Raw genomic sequence first — 18159 nt, 5'->3', positions numbered from 1 at the left:
CGGCAAAGTTGAACCCAAGCAACCTGATCGACCCGAACCGCTGACAGCCGCAAGGCCGACAACCGTTGTCCTGGCATCGCCTGAGGCCGCGCCAGCCCCTGTCAACTCTGCGACATTCATTCCGAATGCCGAGGGATCGAGCCTGACCATGATCACGTCATTTGTCCAAGCAGACAAAGCACCGTGGCCAATCCAGGACTGGCGGGCGTCTTTCATTCCGCGCGTGCTCGCCGGAGATATCACTCAGCTATCAGAAAGCCTGCCCAATCCGCCATCATCTGCCGCCGGCGTTCCAGCATATCGCCGCGCCGGTAGGCCCGCTCCACCTCACTGCCGACAGTATGGGCCAGTGCGACTTCAGCCATTTCGCGCGGATAGTCAGTCTTCTCAGCCGCCCAGTCACGGAAGGTCGATCGCAAGCCATGGGGCACAGCCGCGTCACCGCTCCTCGGGTCCACGAAACCAGGCCGCTTGGCGTCAAGCTCGGCCTGGTGCAGCCTGCGCATGACCGCCGACAACGACATATCCGACAACGGCTTACCCTTGTTCGACGGAAACACGAAGGGGCTACCCTGAAAGCGGGGCACGGACTTGAGCAGGTCAACGGCCTGCGGAGACAAGGGCACCTTGTGCTCGCGTCTGGCTTTCATGCGGCCAGCCGGGATGGTCCAGGTGGCTCCCTCGAGGTCGATCTCTTCCCAGGTAGCGCCACGCACCTCCCCAGACCGCGCTGCCGTCAGAGTGAGGAACCTCAGCGCCCAGGCTGACATGCCTTCCCTCTTTGCCAAGGCAGCAAACCAGCGGCTGGCATCGGTCAGAGCAATCGCCGGCTGGTTCCTCGCTTCCTTGACCTTCGCCGGCGAGGGGAGGAGCGGTTGCAGGTTCCCCTTCCAACGTGCCGGATTCCCGCCGGATCTGTGCCCCTTGGCTGTTGCCCAGTCGAGCACGGCCTCGATCCTTTGACGCAACCGCGAGGCGGTCTCGGTCTTGGAGGTCCAGATCGGCTTCAACGCCAACAGAACGTCATCGAGGTCGATCTCGGCGACCGACTTCGTGCCGAAGACAGGCGAGACATAGGTGTTGATCGTCGACTCCCACTGCTTCTGGTGCTTCTGGTTAGATAGTTCCTTGCGCATCTTCTCGTCGAAGAACTGTGCGAAGGCGTCGTCGAACGACAACTCCCGCTTCTGCCGCGCGACCTGCTCCTGTCTTGCTAATGCTCGTGCTTCGACCGGATCGACCCCCTCGGCAACGCGCTGTCTTTCAACCAGAGCTTTCGCGCGAGCGTCGGCCAGGCTAACCTCTGGGTAGGAGCCAAGGCCGATGTGCCGCCGCTTGTCGCCAACTCTGACCCGGAGGATCCACGACCTGGCCCCGTTAGGCGATATGCTCAGCGACAGCCCCTTGACGCCACCCACTGCGTGCCGGCCAGGTTCGCTCAAGCGCTTGACGGCGAGCGCGCTCATCTCATTCGCGACCTTCGGCATTACCACCATCCTTGCCACCATAAGTCATGAGATTGAGTGCAGTTATTTGCAGCAAGATGCAAGGTGGGGCAGGGGCTGTTTGGCAGAAAATTAAATTAAAGCATGCTGTTGTGTGGATGATTGAGGTGTATTGCAGCCATGGTAGAGCGGACACAGCCTCCGCCATCATCCCTGTTGCAAACACGGACAGGCGCCTATCGCAGCGCGGAAATAGTCGTGTTTTCAAAGGGCTTTGCCTCCCCCATCCGAACCTCTGAGACTGCGCGCCAGGCCCGTTCCGGGCTCTGAACGGCGCTCCGTCTCTGTTAGGGCGAACCTCGCCGATTTCGGTTCGGTCGGATTTTTCCACGCTTTTCCAATGGCCTGAGTTTCAACAACGCCAAAACTGCGCGCGCTGTTTCCATCGCTACCGAGCGGAACAGAGAACGAAAAAGCAGGAGGCGAAGGGAGAGGTGACAGAACAGGCCAGCGCGTAGCGGTGGCGGAAGCCGATCAACTTACAAGTTGCCCAACGAGCAATGAGCCCGGCGAGTTTGCTCTGGCGAAGCTCGACGGTATCGAAGATATGTTATGAGAGGATAAGTCGTGCCATGATACAATGGCACTACGCAGTGGCTTCCAACACCAGTGCAGCGTCCCCCTTATCAACTTGCAACCAAGATCGGTACATGCCTCGACTCGATACCTTTTCAGGACGCGGTGTATGGGGCTGAATTTTCGTGGCGGGTGCCTGTGTCGTCGGATCTGGTGTTGCGGACGGAAACCCAGAAATCCATAGTGATGCGGTGTGTTGTGTCCAAGAAAACAACAGAAACCCATGACTTTGTGTGGTCGTTCTCGACTGGATTCTGCGTAAACTCTTAGAGGCTGAGGCGCCTGCATCATGAACGATGACGATAAGCTCGAAATAGCGAAAGAAATATCCTCACTGGTCGGCTCCAGAGAAGAAAAATTAGCGAGGAACGCTAGATGCTTTCCTTCCTACGAGCGTATATTCTTCGAGTCAATTTTAGCTGTTTCTGGCGACCGTGGCCTGTCGATCACCGAGACGATAGATGTGATAAAAGTATATCTCCGCTATGCAAAATGGATTGGGTTGCTAGTGTGCGACTCTTCACCATTTAACGGAAATGGGACACTTGGTGACACTTGGGCACTGGTCCGGCCGGCAGGCATTCTTGCAAGCTTTGGAGGAGGCAAATTTCAGGCGATATACGAGCCGGATTACGACATCGTGGATGACGATGAATATTCGAGTGACGATGATTTATACGATAACGACTCCATTTCTGAAAATGAATTCGGCGGGCTTTCGCAATTTGATGCAGCGGCGGAGAGGTATTTGAAGAGTCTCTTTGGAGTGACTCCCGCGGAAACTGACTTCGATGACGATAGTTATGTAGTTACCCTGCCAGAAGGCTTCAGGAATCCGCTCATACTGGAGCATTTCGCGAACGGTGGCCAAGGTCAGGAAGTTATTGGTGTTTCTGGTCCACTGCTCAGGAGAGACAGGGTGCAAGGAACAGATGAGTGGGTTAAAAAGCACCGCAATCGCCAAGGCACAGCAACAAGCTTCGACATCCTGGCTACTGCGGCGTTAGACTTCCATAATGGTCGACCGGTGGTTCGTCAGCTTCGCTCGTGGACCGAGGATGACTACATTTTAGTCTCTGACGCAGTCTTGATGATGGCAGCTATCTGGCCAAAATATTTGCAGGGTAAGCTCACCTTTGTTTCTTCCCATCATCGATCTTGGATTGTTATAGAGCAAGGCGCAGGGAGGCCAATTCTTTTCGAACGAGAGAATTGGCCAACGAACACAGCCTTGTCGCGCATTCTAGAGCGACTGGTCGGCCTTCGATCGATGCGTGGGATGACATGTTTGTTCGACCTTATGGATTCAGAAACAGTGGCCTTCAACGGAGAATGCGGAAAGATTGTTAGGCCCATATCTGATAAAATTGAATCAAACTCTCAATCTCAAAGAGAAGCTGTTTTGCGGCTGTCGAACAAGCTGATATCGATTGGATATGAATACGATACTGTAAGGTCTGTAATACTTGATCCCCTCCGACTGGCAGAGCTGATTGATCCGGACGGTATGCTTTTGCGAAATCATCGCGCTCACCCCGAACAGCGCCATTTCGAGATGGCGGTTACAATTGAGAACAAAAAGCAGAACTTCGGGAGTAAGAGTATCGGCCGCTACACTGAATCTTTCTCAACATCAGGGCGCGATGAACTATACAATGCACTCGATGGCAATGGACGCGACAAGGTCTATCTCACAGACGGACTATGGATTTCCCCAGACGGTAATGTTTCAGATGAAGGCCGTTAATCGAACACCCGGCCTGGCTGCTCGTCCCACGGCAGGGACGCCACGAAGCACAGATCGTAGATGCTGATCGTGCTGGGCTCGCGGTGGACGACCAGCCTCTCGAGGACTTCGGGCGCTAGCCAGGCGAGGCGCAGGAGTCGGCTGACATAGCGGTCGGAGAGGCCCACCTCGACCGCGAGATCGGCGAGCGTCGTGACGTCGCCGCGTTCCAGCCGCTGCCGCCAGCCCCAAGCGCGGCCGATGGCGCGCAGGAGGTGCGGATCCTGCCCGCGGTCCATGGCGGCCTCGACATGCTTCGGCGGCAGGATCCGGGGGCGGCCGCCGCGGCGGCGGAGTTCCAGCGGGATGTGGATGCGCAGGGTCTCGGGCTGGGGCATCAGGCGACCTCCTTCTTCGGCGGAGCCATCAGGGCCGCGATGGCGCCGAGGCCGTCGTGGCGCAGGTCGATGGCGAGGCCGGCCTCGCTCACCGTGATCCGCGCGACCAGCAGCTGGACGATGCGGGCCTGTTCGGCCGGGATCAGCGCCTTCCACAGGTCATCGAACTGACCCAGTGCAGCGACGACAGTGGTTTCGTCGAGATCGGGGCGCTTCTTTCTGACCGCACGGGCCGTCCGCGCCGCAACCTCGGGCGTGCGCAGCATCCGGCGGATCTCGCCGATCACGGCGTCCTCGACCATGGCACCCGGCAGCCGCTGCGGCCCGCGCAGCTCGGCAGCGGGGCGTTTCCGGATCACGTCCATCGAGGTGTAGTAGCAGTAGCGCTTGCCCTTCCGCTTGGTGTGGTGCGGCGTCATGGCGGCGCCGGTCTCGGTGAAGATCAGCCCGCGCAGCAGCGCCGGTTGCGCCGCGCGCGCCACCGCCCCGCGGGCGACGCGGTTGTTGGCGATGACCTCGTGGACCTCGTCCCACAGCATCTGGTCGATGATCGCCTTGTGCTCGCCGGGGTATTCCTCGCCCTTGTGCACGGCGAGGCCGAGATAGACCTTGTTGTGCAGGAACTTCAGCAGGTAGCCCCGGTCGAACACCGCGCCGCGCTTGGTGCGGACGCCGCGGGCGTGCAGCTCCTTCAGCACCTGCGCCGTGGAACTGGACCGCGCGTAGAGGCGGAAGATCGTCCGGACCTGTTCGGCCTCGGCGGGCTCGATCACCAGCTTGCGGTCCTTCACGACATAGCCGAGCGGAACCGGCCCGCCCATCCACATGCCCTTCCGGCGCGAGGCCGCAAACTTGTCGCGGATGCGCTCGCCGATCACCTCGCGTTCGAACTGGGCGAAGCTGAGCAGGATGTTCAGCGTCAGCCTCCCCATTGAGGTGGTCGTGTTGAAGGACTGCGTGACCGACACGAAGGTAACGCCGTGGCGGTCGAAGATCTCCACCAGCTTCGAGAAATCCATCAGTGCGCGGCTAAGGCGGTCGATCTTGTAGACCACGACGACATCGATCAGCCCGGCCTCGATGTCGGCGATCAGCTGCTGTAACGCAGGCCGGTCCAGCGTCCCGCCGGAAAAGCCACCGTCGTCATAGCGGTCCCGCAGCGTCACCCAGCCCTCGGCGCGCTGGCTGGCGATGTAGGCCTCGCAGGCTTCGCGCTGGGCGTCGAGGCTGTTGAACTCCATGTCGAGCCCTTCCTCGCTCGACTTGCGGGTGTAGATGGCGCAGCGCAGGCGGCGGACGGGTTCGGGCTTGGCACGGCTCATGGGCGGGCCTCCGCGCCATGGGCCAGCCCGAAGAATTTCCACCCGTTCCAGTGACTTCCGGTGATCGCCCGCACTGCGGCTGAGAGCGACTTGAAGCGCCGCCCCTGCCATTCGAAGCCGTCGGTCAAGACGGTGACGACCTGCTCCTCACCCTGCCATTCGCGCACAAGCTTGGTGCCGGGGATCGGGCGGCGTGGATCGGCGATCAGCGGACCCGGCGCGCCGGACGCAACCTCGGCCGCCAGCGCGTCCAGCGTGCGGCGCGTCGCGGGCTTGATCCCGCCATATGCCAGTTCCTGGATGCGGTAGCCGATCCGCAGCTCCAGGTTCCCGCGGCTGGCGTTCGGTGCGGGCTCGCCGAACATGACCCGCCATTTGGCCTGCAACTCGGGCACCGTCATCGCCTTCAGTGCTGCCAGCTCGGCCAGGACATCAATCCCCTCCGCCTGGCGCACGAGCGCGGCCTTCGCGCCTGATTTCCTTATGTTTTTCCTCATGCGTCGTCTCCAACTCGGTTTTGAACCTGTCTCCGACGACGGCGTCTGAGGGCGAGAATGTCCAGCGAACTGTCTCCGTCCAGCGGAGAATTCTCGTTCTCTTCCCGTGGGTTGGTGCGCGCGATGGCGCTGGCGAGAATGGTGGCTAACTCCGCCAGCCGCTCATTTGTGGTGAGCGTCTCGGCGGGCGGCGCGAAGGCGATGTCGTCTTGCATGGGGAGCGAACCTCCTGAGGCGGATTGCTCCGTGTTCGCCGGTCGCGACGAGTGATTTCAAGCTTAAACAATAGATTGTCGTAGGAGAGCGAAGTTATGAGAAGCGAAGCGTTCGCGGAACTTGGACCATGAGAATAGTTTGGGATGCACATGCTTGATCAGCCACCTCGGCTGAAGCACTATGGGTTCGGACAACTAACATTTGGGGACCGTCTCATGAAAGCTATCGTCGTCTCCGCCGCGATTCTGTTTTTTCCGGCGACACCCGGGTTGACGCAACAACTCACCACAACGGTCGAAACGACGGTTACGATTTCAGAGGAAGATATGACGACCGCAACCTTTGCGCAACTTGTCCGTGCAATTAGGTCTTTTGATGGAAGTACTTTGAATGTCTCCGGTCAAATGTATTCGAATCCAATCTTAGAGGATGAATTCACGGTCGTAGTTGAAGATGGCCTGAGCTTCGAAATCAAACTGGATGATGGACGACAAGTAACGCAAAGGGCTCGACAATGCCCTTCCGCTTATTCAAGGCGCGCAAGCGCAGGATGCCAAGTGACGCTTGATATTGAGCTTGATGTTAGTACGGATGGTTATCCCGAGTTTGTCAGATTTTCCGGTGTGGGGTTCAACGTGAATTTTCAATAGACCCGCGCTTCAGGGATGTCAGCGTAAATTTGCGCTGAGCATTTCTGCCGCGAGAATGAGTTGAGAAATTGCTCGATGGCCCGGCATGCTGTTGAGGACCTTGGGCTAGGCCACGTACATTATGTCGACGTCCAGCTCAAACTTGTGGCCACCAAACTATTTCATCCGCTCCAAGCTCCATGAGGGCAGTGTTTGTCCGCAAGAGCGGGTTCGAAGTTTTGTAATAGTGTTGAGCGCGCGAAGGATGTGCATTCGAAACCAAAGCTGAGTTCCTCATTAGAGGTTCGGCGGAGCAGAATCTTCGTTGCGCATCTTCGCCCAGTAGCAAGAATACAACGGGGACATTTTGATCAGAGGAAAGATTTCTTATGAGGGCATTTAAGAACGGTTTCCACAAAGCTAAATGGTGCTTAAAATCCTCTTCCCTGGTGCGTGTAAGTGATGAATTGACGAAAAGCACCCCTTGTTGAGCTAGGCCATTGAAATAGGCATCAAGCTGCGGCAGGACCACTTGTCCGCGTTGGACTGCCTGCCTCACTGCGGGCCAGTTTGCTGTATCGTCTGGCACAGCCAACTCCGCTCCATTGGTAGTGATCGCAGACTGCACTAAACATTTGAGGCTGTCAGCCAGTTGTGTCGGCTCGCCATTCCAAGCTCCATCCTCGAATGCCCTTCCAGTGGCGGAGTGTAGCACTGGGTAAGGGTCTCTCCCGAGAACAACAACACGCACACCATTTCTTTCGATTCCATCGAAAGCTCGAAACAGGTGGGCGCCGTGAGGCGCACCGCCGATCGGGTTATTCCGCCGTCCTGGAAAAACCGGAATAGCTATATCTATTTGGATGTTTTGTGGAATAGAAGCGAGATCAGGTTCTATCTCGTTGAACACATCCAGCCAACCGTTGGGCAAATCATTGCGCCAGTCGGCCAAGAAATCTTCCATTCGATTGCGCAACGCCGCCATGAGCTATTTCCTCGAGCTTGACACCGAGCCACCGTGGTCCCCAGCATGGTTATCGTCTTCTCGACCCCGCGCACCAGCGCTGACTGCGTCAGCGCCGGGTCGGCATCGTCGATCTCCTTGAGCGCGATCACCTCAGATCTCCCGCGCGAACCAACGGATGCGGCCGACGATGTGGATCTCGTCGGCCGTTCTTTCGTATTCGGGGTAGTGCTTGTTGTCGGAGATGACGCGGACCGCGGGCGGGTCGCTGTTGGGAATGTGCTCGAGCCGCTTGGCCACCAGCCCCATCCCGTCGTCCAAGACAAAGATGCCGGGCGGGTTGGGCGCGCGACGGGTCATGTCGACCAGCACGGCGTCGCCGCTCAACAGGGTCGGCGCCATGCTGTCCCCCTCCACATGCATGATGCGCAGTTGCGACGGAGTGGCTTTCAAGGTGTGCCGGATCCATGACCGCCGGAAATGGTACACGCGACCGGGGGTGTCGCCGTCCTCGGTGACGACCGCGCCACCACCCATGGTGGGGCGCGGCGTGGCGTGCGCAATGGCAACGAAAACATCGTCGGGGTTCTCCACGAAGGGAGACGGGCCCTCGACTTCGCCGATCCCGTGGATCAGCCAGTCTCGATCCACTTTCAGCACCCGGGCGATCTCGGCCAGCCGGTCGATACCAGGCCGGGATGAGCGGCCGCGCAGGATGTCGTAGACGAAGGAGCGGTTCACGCCGGCCATCTCGGCGACATGGGCGGGCGCCAGGCCGAGCTGATGGGCACGGGCGCGGAGGCGGTCGGCCAATGTGTGCTGCTCGGTCATGTTTTCCCCAAGGATATGTGGATGAAATGGGATAAAACAGGATTGAAGCAGGGCCGTCAAGAGACTAGAACAAAACCTAAACAATCACACCTGAGAATCGAGGGTCCGGATGGAGATCGAGAAGTCGTATTTCACCCTGCCGGAGATCCTCGAGCGCTGGTCCATGTCCGAGGCAGACCTCGTGTACCTCGCCGAGAACGACCAGTTGCGGCTGTCGATTCGGGTGTTCAACCTGGTGGTTGAGTTCGGCGATTACGAGGAGACGCCGGAGGGGGAAAGGTTCTCCGTACCCTTCGAGCGAGGGCCGTTCAACGGGCTGCTCGATCTCCATGCCCACGACGTCTTCCAGCTGTTCCGGCACGGCGAGGTTAAGCTCAGTCGCTTCCGCTCGCACAGGGCCCACTATGCCTGTCTGACAGGGGCGCGTGAGTGCATAACCGTCCGTCATCGCGATCTTTTCCTGAGGCGCGAGGAGCGCGACCGGTTTGAGGCCGAGACCGGCTTTGGCGGTGCTGTTGCCAGCCCCCAACCCGGCACCTTCCAGGCCTCCGACGATTATCAGGATGTCCGCTGCAACGGGCAGCAGTTCAGACTTGGCCCGATTCAGTCTCAGGTCGTGCGGGTGCTGCACGAAGCTGCTGCGCGCGGCGAGCCGTGGCAGAACGGCAAGGCGATCCTCACCGCCGTGGGCTCGCGCAGCCTCAAGATGTCAGATGTCTTCAAGTCGAAGAAGAACTGGCGCGCACTGATCGCTTCGAACGGCCGCGGTGCCTATCGCCTTATCGGGGTCTGACCGGCCCACCATCCCTCTACGATTCCCTCCAGTTTGACCTCCCGTGTGGGATGGTCTGGGGGATGGAGGGGGATAGTCATCCCACAGTGCGCCCCGCAGCCCCTCATTTCATGGCGTTTTCCATCCCCCTCCGCATCCCCCTGCGATCCTGACGACATCCCACAGACGGATTTCGCATTGTCTCTCCGAAGCACATGCCAACGGAGAGAACGATGCAGCAGAAGACCTGCCTCACCCAGAAGGAGCTCGCGCGGCGCTGGACGATCTCGCACCGCACGCTCGAGCGCTGGCGATGGGCCGGGGAAGGCCCGGCCTACATGAAACTCGGTGGCCGGGTGGTCTACCGGCTCGAGGACAGGCGCTCGCGCAGATCGTGATCGTCGGGGCGTCGGCTGCGGTATCGGATCGAGGTCCGGTCCGCGCCGATCACGGCACACGCCCGCCGCTCGCTCATCTCGTGGCGCTCCACGAGGATCGCGACGGCTTCGCGCCTGGCGGCGGGCGTTACCACTTTCGCGACAGGAGGTCCTTCAGCGCGGCCTGGTCGAGCAGCGACTCCGCCAGGAGCCGCTTCAGCCGGGCATTCTCCTCGTCGAGCGCCTTCAGCCGCTTCGCGTCGGACACGTCCATCCCGCCGAACTTGGCCTTCCAGGCGTAAAACGTCGCGTTGCTGATCCCGTGCCGGCGGCACAGATCCGCCGTCTTCGCACCCGCTTCCTGCTCCCGTAGGATGCCGATGATCTGTTCCTCAGTGAACTTCAATCTCTTCATGGTCCGGTCCTCTTCGTGGGCCAGACTCTAGCATCAGATGGAGGAGTTATCGGGGGTCAGAGCAGTACACCCGCGAGCTCCAGGCACAGGCGACCGAGGATTTGGAGCTGCTGCCACACAGCTCGGCCGTGGTCGAGATGATGAGCGACTATGCCGTTTTGCGGGATCAGGTACGAAAATGCCGATGAGACTGACAGCGCGTTAGCTGTCGGTTTTGATCTTATAAATGTCGACCTTGGTTTCCAGACATTTGCGCAGGCTTAGATCGTGTACCCCAACCTCGAACCAACTCATGGGACGCTGATAAAAGTCAAGTCCTCGACCAATCTTAATTACCCAGCCATTATCCAACCGAATTTCACGGTCATGTATGTTTGGATTAAGCTTGACATCGAGTATGACGTCTACTTCTAGCAAGCTTTGCTTCAAGTCATCAAGTTTCTCGTGTATTTCAGCGAGCTGTGTCCGATCATCATACCCAGTGACGAGCTCAATCTTCTTTACCGTTCCTGATTTAAGTATTGTCTCGCAGAACCTTACAAAATTTTGGATTTGATGCTGAAGGCGGATGTACGGGTCCTCTACAACTACCGACTTCGCACCAGAAAGATATGGGCCGACGATCGACTCGTAGCTGTGGCCCGTGTCTCCGTACATGATGGTGAAGTGTTGTTCGCGAAGCTGCGGCTGAACAGGAGTTGTGTTATCTGTTGTTGATGGAGCGGGACCACTCTGAACCTTGGTGCTACTAGCAACCGACGTTTCGTCTGCATCCGATTGAATTTCCGTCTGCTGCGAGACGTTGAGCATTCTTCTTGTCGGCTCCTGAGTGGCTGCCACGTCCTTCGACTCCGGGCAGTACACAACCACCTCTGCCCCATCTGAGTTGAAGTACGAAAGATTGATCAAGGCAAACTCATCATCTGGTTTACGCTTGTTCATTTGTTCCTTTACCCGACGGCGGCATTCCATTGCATACGCTACATACTCCTCGAATTCCTCGTCGCTCGGCGCGCCATTCGGATGAAGAACCTTCAGGAACGCAGCCACGGTTTTCTTAATTCCCTTCTCGTCACGTCCCTCAACAGCTTTCCCAAGCCGAATGCGTCGGTTCACCTCTTCATATCTATTGGTATGCTTAAATTGATAATGAAAGGCCTCAGAAAGATAGTCAGTGATGAATCCGTACCTGCTGGTCAAAAAAGAACTGCTGTTCTTTGGGAACTCCCAGCCAGGAATATATGCTGCGAACCGGTCCATTATTGCCAGATCTAGTTCGGGCGGCAGCGGCTGAAAGAGGTCGTATTCTGTTGAGTTGACGACCTGGCTCACAGACAGGTCGATGTTGCCTACAAAACTGAGACTGGCATCAGCGATGACTTCCGCGCCGCGCGAAAATCGTCCATTCGCCATGAAGTCCTTCATGATCTGAATCGTATCCGGGTCACGGACCTTGATCCCCCCAACTTCGTCAAATGCCACGGTGTCCCAGTAACCAACCAAACCAACTTTACGACGAGCGTTGTTATAGAACAGCGTCGCTTTTGTTGCCTGACCGCCCGATATGAGCGTCGCGTAGGGCGAAAACTCACTGAAGAAATACGACTTTCCGGTTCCGCGGGGGCCTAGCTCGATATAGTTGTAGTTGGGCTCTACAAGCGGAGCCAACCGAGCCACGAAGTGCATTTTGACCCGTTGGGAAAGCTTGGACGGGTCCAGGCCGACCGATCTCATGATGACGTTGAGCCAATCATCCCGGGTGAATTCGTTGCGGCCATCTGTGTACTGCTGGAAGTCAAAGCGCGAGAGCTGAATCGGGCGTAGATCTTCTATGTAGAAGGCGTAATCATCGTCCTCGATGTCATTATGGGAAAGTGTGACCTCAGCCCAGATTCCACCCTCGAGGAGCCGTTCGTTGTCCCGATAGAATTTTTCTCCAATAGCGATGCGCTGCGAATTGAAATTTTCCAGCGATGCCCAATGCCGCTTTTCCTTTTCAACGTATCTGACGTGAACCTTATCAATGAAGCGGTGCTTACCCTTAGTTGCCACTTTCGATTGAGCGGCATTGGCTTCGTCGGGCCTTACGTAATTATCCTGAAGGGTTGCAAGTACGGCCTCCATACCTGCATCCATTTCTGCCTGATCGTCGCTTGCGCAATAGCGAGCCAACAGGAATTCGAGCACGAATGTTGGTACGTTTGTGCCCTTCTTAATCCGATGCAGCAGATCTTTTCGAACAACCTTGCCATCGAAGGTCGACGTGAGGCGCCGGTCCAGCTCGTCCATGTCACTCATACGGTATAGTCCGTCTCAAGATTCAGCGCGCTTAGGCTTGCTAAAGTTGTTGGGTTCAAGGCCCTTATTGAGAATTTCCCTTCAAAGTCGGGATCCATGCGTAGTGCAATCTGCTTGCGCTGGCCCGGCGTGAGGGTGATTGTTCGCGTGGCGGGGTTTACGTCACCGCCCGCTCGCGACTCGCCGACTACGTTCCCTTTTCCGTCTTGCGCTTCTATTAGAATTTCAACGCTTTCTTCTTGAGCAAACATGTCGTCAGAAACCAAGGCAATTTCCACAACAGGTACTCGCGTGGTAATTCGTCTCGCGCCATTCTTATAGTTGAGCTCGACAGTCATTTTGGCGGCTCTCAAGTGTTCTTCGTTATCGAGGCGGGCAATAATCACAGGTACAACAGACTCCGCTAAGGAAGCTCCGCCGTGGAAGTAAAGGTGTCCTGCTCTGTAAGGAGCCATGCTCTTGGGCAGAGCAACCTGCGCAAAGCTGCCCCGGATGCCAACCCTCTCTGATTTCAGAACAACACTATGAGAGTCGCTGTTTCCGTTTCCGAGTAGGGCTCTATCATGCGCATTGACCGTCCAATTTCCTTGTGGCTTGGTGCAAACGTCACCTGCTGCTGCATGACCATTGAGAAAAAATCCATGGTCGGTGACAATCACGGCCTCTTTGAAACCCATTCCACGCAGCTTGTGCAGTGCGACACGAATGAGCTTCAAGGTGCTTGGTATTAAGCCGAGGGTGGTCTCAGGATTGCTCTCGAGCTGACTATCGATCTCGGTTGATCGTAGGACTAGGAGGTCAACAGTGGACGTGATCTTTGGCTTTCCACGAACGAACTCGCCCAGAGGCATCTCCTGGAACCGATCACCAAGTTTCTTTCGAAGCACATCCATTCTTTGGGTGACGTTCCCAACCTTGGCCGTTCCAAGTTTTGGGGCCAGCGCGTCGCCTTCGATCTCGAGCGACAACTGTGTGCGGGCGCCAGGAAGAAGGCTGGCCATACCGACCAAGGTTATCGTCGGCAATTGGGCGTAGGCTGCTTGCAGTTCGACCGGCCCGTCTTCAGACAGCTGCTTCTCAAGCGTTACGCCAAGCTCATACCGGAGGGCGTCGACCATGAGGTAAGCAACTCTTCGTCCGTTGTCTTTCAGACGGTCGGCCAGAAGTCGGTCATAGACGTCTGCATTTGCTAATCTGCCTTCCGGAGGCCAACCCGCAATCTCAATGTGCTTGATGAAGATTGCTTGGACTTTCTCCGCCAGCCGGCGATACCGGGATCTGGCCTGATCAATGACTTCGTGCATGATGCCGTGGGGATCGAGAAAGTCTCCAACTGCCTGCTCAAATTCGCGTTGAAGGCGGTCCGCTTCGCGCAGGCTTCCAAGGTAGAAATCCAGCAAATCAGCTTGTGATCGGGCATGTTCCGGCAACTGGCGTTCGTTGTCGTCACAGCATTCAATCAGCGCCAGACCCGTGCGGATCAATTCCCACTGGGCTTGGCTTTCGCCTTTGCCGAGCCAAACAGAATTCTTATGGCGGCCGATTATGTGGCGTGTCGTGTCAGTTTCGTTGGTCGAGATGCCCTTGATCGCCGCCTTGAGGAAGGTGCGCTCCTCAAACGGGAATGTATCGCGATCGCCAAGGTCATCGATGTCGCGGCACTGCTCTGGAAGAGAGAGTTCAAGTTCAATTGCCTCTGCGCGCTCAATGTAGGTGTCCCGAGTTGTAGGATTGGTGCGGAGGCGATCGCACACATCCTCGACGATCGGCTTTGCTTCGATTGGCGAGTGAGGAACGCCCTTGAGTGACTCAGGAAGAGGAACCGGCAAATCAAAGACAAACTCGCTGAAGAGAACGAACCTCCAGAGTTCATCGGCGATCGAAGTCCAGGTCTTGCCTCGTGTCTTGACGCTCATCCCCAAGGTAGCGCGCAGGAACTCCCGTGCTTCCTCGCTCCAGCCTTCTTGCGACTTGAGGGCGTCGGCTTGCTTGGCACTCGGCGCCAAGAGTGCCGCCAGGATTTCGCGGCCCGACTCCACCCGAAGCGCGGCTCGGAGCTGCGGCCAGCTGGCGCCACCACCAATCGCATCGATCACAGAAAAAGACGGGCCATTTGGCGATCCTGCGAAAATGCGGCGAATTTCGGTCGCATGATCTGGCTTCGCTCGCAGGCAAAGGCTCAGGTAGTCGTCGCCATCGTCCTGGGGAAAGACCGCTCCACTTTGTGCATAGATTGAGAAGGGATCTGCTTGCTTTTCTTCATCGGTTTCCGTGCGCCGTTGCGGAACATAGACCACCAACGCGTCAATCTCGCGCGTCGTCTTGCCGACTTCACGTAGGGCCATGATCGCTTCCTGGCGGCTCTCGATACTGCTTTCAGAGGCGTCGATCACACGGATGCGGTCATCGCCAAGTCCCAAGCAGAGGTCGTGGTACCGGTGATCGGGGTCATAGACGACCATGCAGCCTGCCTGCAGAAGGCGAGGGCGCAAGACGGTGTCACGGATGAAAGCGGCAATACTCATGGGTGTTCCCTTAGGCCGAGGATTGACTTGACCTCTTTGACCAATACTTTTGAACGCTGTAGGATTGCCTCTTCATTCCACTCCGAACGCTGTGCAAGAGAGGCATTCAGATACAGTCCATTTCTATAACCGATAAAGTCACCAGAATCGTTCTTTCTGTCGCGTTTTCTTGAATACTCCATGGTGCCCAGCTTCGAATTATACCCACTTAGAGTGAGATTTCCGAGATTATGTGCACAGCGTTGTCTTATCGCGTCGGATGAGTCTTTCCCGTTTGCCTCGAGCATTGTGACCCAGCCAGCCGCAAGATTTTCGGTCTTTGGTAATATATGTTCCACCGTAAATACTGGCCGCCCATTAGAATCTTGAGCCCAAAGATCGCGTTTCGTTTCTTTGGTCTGGTGGGTTTCTTCAAGCTTGCAGAGCATGAAGCGGGTCGCTTCATAGTTTTCGAGATACACGTCCCCTAGGAGTCGTGCATCACAGATTTCCTCTGACGGCGCCCTTTGGAGGAGCCACGCCCGCGTTCGTTCAACAAAATCAGACAATCCATTGAACTTGCCACTGCGCAGATTGACTAGAAGGTCGTTGACCAACTCCATAAACATCGGGTCGAGATCACGCGTCGCCGGTGTATCTGTCAGATTTCTCCAAAAGAACCAGCGAGTCAAATACGCGGCCGTCTGCTGGAGAGCATGTCCTTCATCCCATTTCTGGCTCTTCGCGACCTGACTGACCCAGACAAGGAAGGCGTAGGCGGGCGCAGCACCGAGGCGATGGAGGTCTTGAAGTGCCAAGCTGGTGGCGTCGCCCCATTTTTCCTTGGCATCGACTGGATTGATCAACGCAGAATAGGTTTTTGCCTTTTCCTGGAGCTGTTGGAACACCCAGACCGGACGCCTGCGCAAAAGCGTGTCGTAAATATAAATCAAGTTGGATCGCGTCGCCCTCGAGCAACCTTTGACCTCAACCGACTTGAGGTACTTGAACATGTTGTAGAGATGACGAAGGAAGCGTTCCTGCACGGCAGGCTCTGGCAGAAGGTCGATCAGATCCTTCCATTCCTCGAACGCTCTATCGATGCCATATTCTTCGCGTTTGTCGAGCTCCGCCAAGAGGTTGTTCTTGATGATATCAATCGCGGAAAGCGGAATGCCGCGATTGTTGATTGTCTCGAACAGAACGAATGCGTCAGAGTGGCTTGGGACCTCAATTTTCACTAGGATCGCGGCCTTGAGCTTATCCAGAAGGGCCACGGTTTGGTCGTCACTAAGGGCCTCGAGGCGATCCGTGAAATAGGTATAAGCCTTCGCAATGCGCCGATTGCCGAAGTTCTTCAGGCCCTTCGGTGCGGACACCTGCTTCGGAAAAAGATCGCTGAGGATCCGTTGAAAATCCGCCTTGTTCTGGGCTTGTTCACTGGGCTCAAAGCGCCAGGAATTCGTTCCCTTAAGGAAGACCCGGTTCTTCAGGTTCACCAACTCAACCGTCAGATCGTCATCAGGATCGGGATGGGTCTTTAGCTTTCTATAGAGCGCGCAAAACAGCAGACTGATGGTCGTGAACCGCTGCTGTCCGTCGATCAGCTCCAACCGGCTGCCCGCCATCGAGTCCTTTTGGTTGTTCACGCAGATGATCGAGCCGAGGAAATGGCCACTTGGCGCATCCTCAAGGTCGTTGAACAGCGCCTCCCAGTTGTCGCGGCGCCAGACATACTCGCGCTGATACTTCGGGATGAAGAACTGCTGCGCACCGTCCGGATTGAAATAGTGGCTGACGGGATAGTCTTGGACGCTGCTGATCATTCACTGGCCTTCTTGCGGCCGCGGGCCTTTGTGGGTTTGAGGTCTGGCTCGACGTAGAGGTGTTCCAGGTCATGCGCGATGGCGAGGGACTTGTCGGTCTTGCACTTCTCGCGCACGCGGTCGGGCCAGTAGGCCATGACGAGGTGGGCCCAGTCGAAGTCGCCCTTTTCCAGCTTGGTCCAGGTGTCCTTCAGGATCTTCTGCCAGGGCTTGTGGCGGAACAGCTGCCAGAGTGGGGCGGCGGTGATTTGGACGCCGTCGTCGTGGTTCGGGCGATAGGTCTGGGCGATCTGTAGCAGGGTGTCGCGCAGTTCGATCAGTTCGAGCTCGAGGGTCTGGAGCGCCTCGAAGTTTTTCTCGTCGTCGCGGGACCGGGCGCTGCCCTTGGTTCGCAGGGCGGCGACGTCCTGGCCGACCTGCTTCAACTTCGGTTCGATGAAGTCGTTGATTGCAGTGAATAGGGTCTGGTCGGTCAGGCTGGGATAGTAGATCCAGAGCGTGTAGCTGCCCGAACTGGTCGAGATCGGCCAGTAGATCGGGGCCTTGCGACGGCTCTTGCTGTATTGCTTGAGGTGGAGGGGGAAGAAGTCGCGTTGCAGCCAGCGTCGCACATCGGCGGGCACTGGGGCTTCGACGCGGGCCAGGACTTCCTCGATCAGGCGGGCGAGATCATTCGGATGCCCCTGGTCGTCCACCAAGATGCCGGAATGGGCATGGAACGGCTCTTCATCATCGGGCAGCATGCCGGGGCTTTTCGCGGGCAGCGGGTCAAAGGGCTCCGGCTCGGGCGGGGTTTCGCGTTCACCCGTGGCCAAACGCCAGTCGAAACGGCCGAAGGCGACGCCAGCGGCCCAGCTGAGCAGACCGTCTGTCTGGTCGACCGCTTCGGCACCATCGTCATCCTCGCTATCAGCAGCGTCGTTTACATGCTCGTCCTCCGTGCCAGATGATCCAAGCGCCGCGGCGCGGTCTGCGGCGCTGAACGCGTAGAGGTCAAACGCGATGTCATCGATCTCGGCCTGGATATCGGCCAGCTCAGCTTCGATGGTCAGTGGATCGTAGTCCCCTAGACGTGCGCGGAGTGCGGCGGGCAAGTGAAAGGCATGTGAGACTTCATCAACAGTGTCGAGACTTCGCTTCAACGTCCAGGCACGGCTGGAACTGGCTACCATTCTAGCTTTCTCGGCGTGACCAGACTCTGGAACCGGGGTACTTGCAATTATTCCAACTTCGAACGAATGTGCTGCGCCTCCTGGTCTAGCATCACCAGCCGCAAGCTGCAGCTCAACCAAGCTATGAAATG

15 protein-coding genes and 1 pseudogene are annotated in these 18159 nt (G+C 57.3%); 4 read left to right on the top strand and 12 right to left on the bottom strand.

What is annotated here, in order from left to right:
* Positions 1-239: 239 nt before the first annotated feature.
* Positions 240-1487, bottom strand: a complete 1248-nt coding sequence (locus tag KB874_RS20815) for a tyrosine-type recombinase/integrase (protein ID WP_212538493.1) — start codon at positions 1485-1487, stop codon at positions 240-242.
* Positions 1488-2370: 883 nt separating this feature from the next.
* Here KB874_RS20815 and KB874_RS20810 point away from each other — a divergent pair.
* Positions 2371-3828 (top strand): hypothetical protein, encoded by a 1458-nt coding sequence (locus KB874_RS20810; protein ID WP_212538492.1) that lies wholly within the window; start codon positions 2371-2373, stop codon positions 3826-3828.
* Here KB874_RS20810 and KB874_RS20805 read toward each other — a convergent pair.
* The 4 genes from KB874_RS20805 to KB874_RS20790 are packed head-to-tail and all read right to left on the bottom strand — an operon-like array spanning position 3825 to position 6239.
* Positions 3825-4205, bottom strand: a complete 381-nt coding sequence (locus tag KB874_RS20805; RefSeq protein ID WP_212538491.1) for a hypothetical protein — start codon at positions 4203-4205, stop codon at positions 3825-3827. The genes KB874_RS20810 and KB874_RS20805 overlap by 4 nt on opposite strands.
* On the bottom strand, positions 4205-5527 hold the full coding sequence (locus KB874_RS20800) for a recombinase family protein (protein WP_212538490.1): 1323 nt from the start codon (positions 5525-5527) through the stop codon (positions 4205-4207). The genes KB874_RS20805 and KB874_RS20800 overlap by 1 nt, the downstream gene beginning before the upstream one ends.
* A complete protein-coding gene (locus KB874_RS20795) occupies positions 5524-6024 on the bottom strand; it encodes a DUF2924 domain-containing protein (RefSeq protein WP_212538489.1) in 501 nt (166 codons plus the stop codon). The genes KB874_RS20800 and KB874_RS20795 overlap by 4 nt, the downstream gene beginning before the upstream one ends.
* On the bottom strand, positions 6021-6239 hold the full coding sequence (locus tag KB874_RS20790; RefSeq protein ID WP_212538488.1) for a hypothetical protein: 219 nt from the start codon (positions 6237-6239) through the stop codon (positions 6021-6023). The genes KB874_RS20795 and KB874_RS20790 overlap by 4 nt, the downstream gene beginning before the upstream one ends.
* A 216-nt stretch (positions 6240-6455) precedes the next feature.
* Here KB874_RS20790 and KB874_RS20785 point away from each other — a divergent pair, with 216 nt between their 5' ends.
* Positions 6456-6890, top strand: a complete 435-nt coding sequence (locus KB874_RS20785) for a hypothetical protein (RefSeq protein ID WP_212538487.1) — start codon at positions 6456-6458, stop codon at positions 6888-6890.
* 136 nt (positions 6891-7026) lie between these two features.
* Here the strand turns inward: KB874_RS20785 and KB874_RS20780 are convergent, their stop codons facing one another.
* Both KB874_RS20780 and KB874_RS20775 read right to left on the bottom strand, forming a co-directional pair.
* Complete coding sequence (locus KB874_RS20780; RefSeq protein ID WP_212538486.1) at positions 7027-7854, bottom strand: uracil-DNA glycosylase family protein; 828 nt, start codon at positions 7852-7854, stop codon at positions 7027-7029.
* A gap of 132 nt (positions 7855-7986) precedes the next feature.
* Positions 7987-8664: an XRE family transcriptional regulator gene (locus KB874_RS20775; protein ID WP_212538485.1), complete on the bottom strand. Its 678-nt coding sequence runs from the start codon at positions 8662-8664 to the stop codon at positions 7987-7989.
* Positions 8665-8773: 109 nt separating this feature from the next.
* Here KB874_RS20775 and KB874_RS20770 point away from each other — a divergent pair, with 109 nt between their 5' ends.
* Entirely contained in the window at positions 8774-9457 is a 684-nt protein-coding gene (locus tag KB874_RS20770) for a hypothetical protein (protein WP_212538484.1), read from the top strand.
* Between the two features lie 194 nt (positions 9458-9651).
* Entirely contained in the window at positions 9652-9834 is a 183-nt protein-coding gene (locus KB874_RS20765) for a helix-turn-helix transcriptional regulator (protein ID WP_428849254.1), read from the top strand.
* Here KB874_RS20765 and KB874_RS20760 read toward each other — a convergent pair.
* The 5 genes and pseudogenes from KB874_RS20760 to KB874_RS20740 form a co-directional block, all read right to left on the bottom strand.
* A pseudogene (locus KB874_RS20760) lies at positions 9813-10228 on the bottom strand (transposase); the annotation flags it as partial. The gene KB874_RS20765 and the pseudogene KB874_RS20760 sit on opposite strands and share 22 nt — an antisense overlap.
* A 201-nt stretch (positions 10229-10429) precedes the next feature.
* Positions 10430-12517: a BREX system Lon protease-like protein BrxL gene (brxL, locus tag KB874_RS20755; protein ID WP_212538482.1), complete on the bottom strand. Its 2088-nt coding sequence runs from the start codon at positions 12515-12517 to the stop codon at positions 10430-10432.
* A gap of 5 nt (positions 12518-12522) precedes the next feature.
* A complete protein-coding gene (locus KB874_RS20750) occupies positions 12523-15051 on the bottom strand; it encodes a PglZ domain-containing protein (RefSeq protein ID WP_212538481.1) in 2529 nt (842 codons plus the stop codon).
* Positions 15048-16856, bottom strand: a complete 1809-nt coding sequence (locus KB874_RS20745; protein ID WP_212538480.1) for a DUF262 domain-containing protein — start codon at positions 16854-16856, stop codon at positions 15048-15050. The genes KB874_RS20750 and KB874_RS20745 overlap by 4 nt, the downstream gene beginning before the upstream one ends.
* Entirely contained in the window at positions 16853-18028 is a 1176-nt protein-coding gene (locus KB874_RS20740) for a hypothetical protein (protein WP_212538479.1), read from the bottom strand. The genes KB874_RS20745 and KB874_RS20740 overlap by 4 nt, the downstream gene beginning before the upstream one ends.
* Between the last annotated feature and the right edge of the window lie 131 nt (positions 18029-18159).

It is taken from the genome of Thetidibacter halocola (assembly GCF_018224955.1).
GTDB lineage: Bacteria > Pseudomonadota > Alphaproteobacteria > Rhodobacterales > Rhodobacteraceae > Thetidibacter > Thetidibacter halocola.
The sequence above is the reverse complement of the archived record's forward strand: the minus strand, read 5'-3'. Positions and strand labels throughout refer to the sequence as shown.

Bases quoted from the DNA above. Each gene is read 5' to 3' on its own strand.
- KB874_RS20815 (WP_212538493.1), bottom strand. From the start codon at position 1,487: ATGCCGAAGGTCGCGAATGAGATGAGCGCGCTCGCCGTCAAGCGCTTG.
- KB874_RS20810 (WP_212538492.1), top strand. From the start codon at position 2,371: ATGAACGATGACGATAAGCTCGAAATAGCGAAAGAAATATCCTCACTG.
- KB874_RS20805 (WP_212538491.1), bottom strand. From the start codon at position 4,205: ATGCCCCAGCCCGAGACCCTGCGCATCCACATCCCGCTGGAACTCCGC.
- KB874_RS20800 (WP_212538490.1), bottom strand. From the start codon at position 5,527: ATGAGCCGTGCCAAGCCCGAACCCGTCCGCCGCCTGCGCTGCGCCATC.
- KB874_RS20795 (WP_212538489.1), bottom strand. From the start codon at position 6,024: ATGAGGAAAAACATAAGGAAATCAGGCGCGAAGGCCGCGCTCGTGCGC.
- KB874_RS20790 (WP_212538488.1), bottom strand. From the start codon at position 6,239: ATGCAAGACGACATCGCCTTCGCGCCGCCCGCCGAGACGCTCACCACA.
- KB874_RS20785 (WP_212538487.1), top strand. From the start codon at position 6,456: ATGAAAGCTATCGTCGTCTCCGCCGCGATTCTGTTTTTTCCGGCGACA.
- KB874_RS20780 (WP_212538486.1), bottom strand. From the start codon at position 7,854: ATGGCGGCGTTGCGCAATCGAATGGAAGATTTCTTGGCCGACTGGCGC.
- KB874_RS20775 (WP_212538485.1), bottom strand. From the start codon at position 8,664: ATGACCGAGCAGCACACATTGGCCGACCGCCTCCGCGCCCGTGCCCAT.
- KB874_RS20770 (WP_212538484.1), top strand. From the start codon at position 8,774: ATGGAGATCGAGAAGTCGTATTTCACCCTGCCGGAGATCCTCGAGCGC.
- KB874_RS20765 (WP_428849254.1), top strand. From the start codon at position 9,652: ATGCCAACGGAGAGAACGATGCAGCAGAAGACCTGCCTCACCCAGAAG.
- brxL (WP_212538482.1), bottom strand. From the start codon at position 12,517: ATGGACGAGCTGGACCGGCGCCTCACGTCGACCTTCGATGGCAAGGTT.
- KB874_RS20750 (WP_212538481.1), bottom strand. From the start codon at position 15,051: ATGAGTATTGCCGCTTTCATCCGTGACACCGTCTTGCGCCCTCGCCTT.
- KB874_RS20745 (WP_212538480.1), bottom strand. From the start codon at position 16,856: ATGATCAGCAGCGTCCAAGACTATCCCGTCAGCCACTATTTCAATCCG.
- KB874_RS20740 (WP_212538479.1), bottom strand. From the start codon at position 18,028: ATGGTAGCCAGTTCCAGCCGTGCCTGGACGTTGAAGCGAAGTCTCGAC.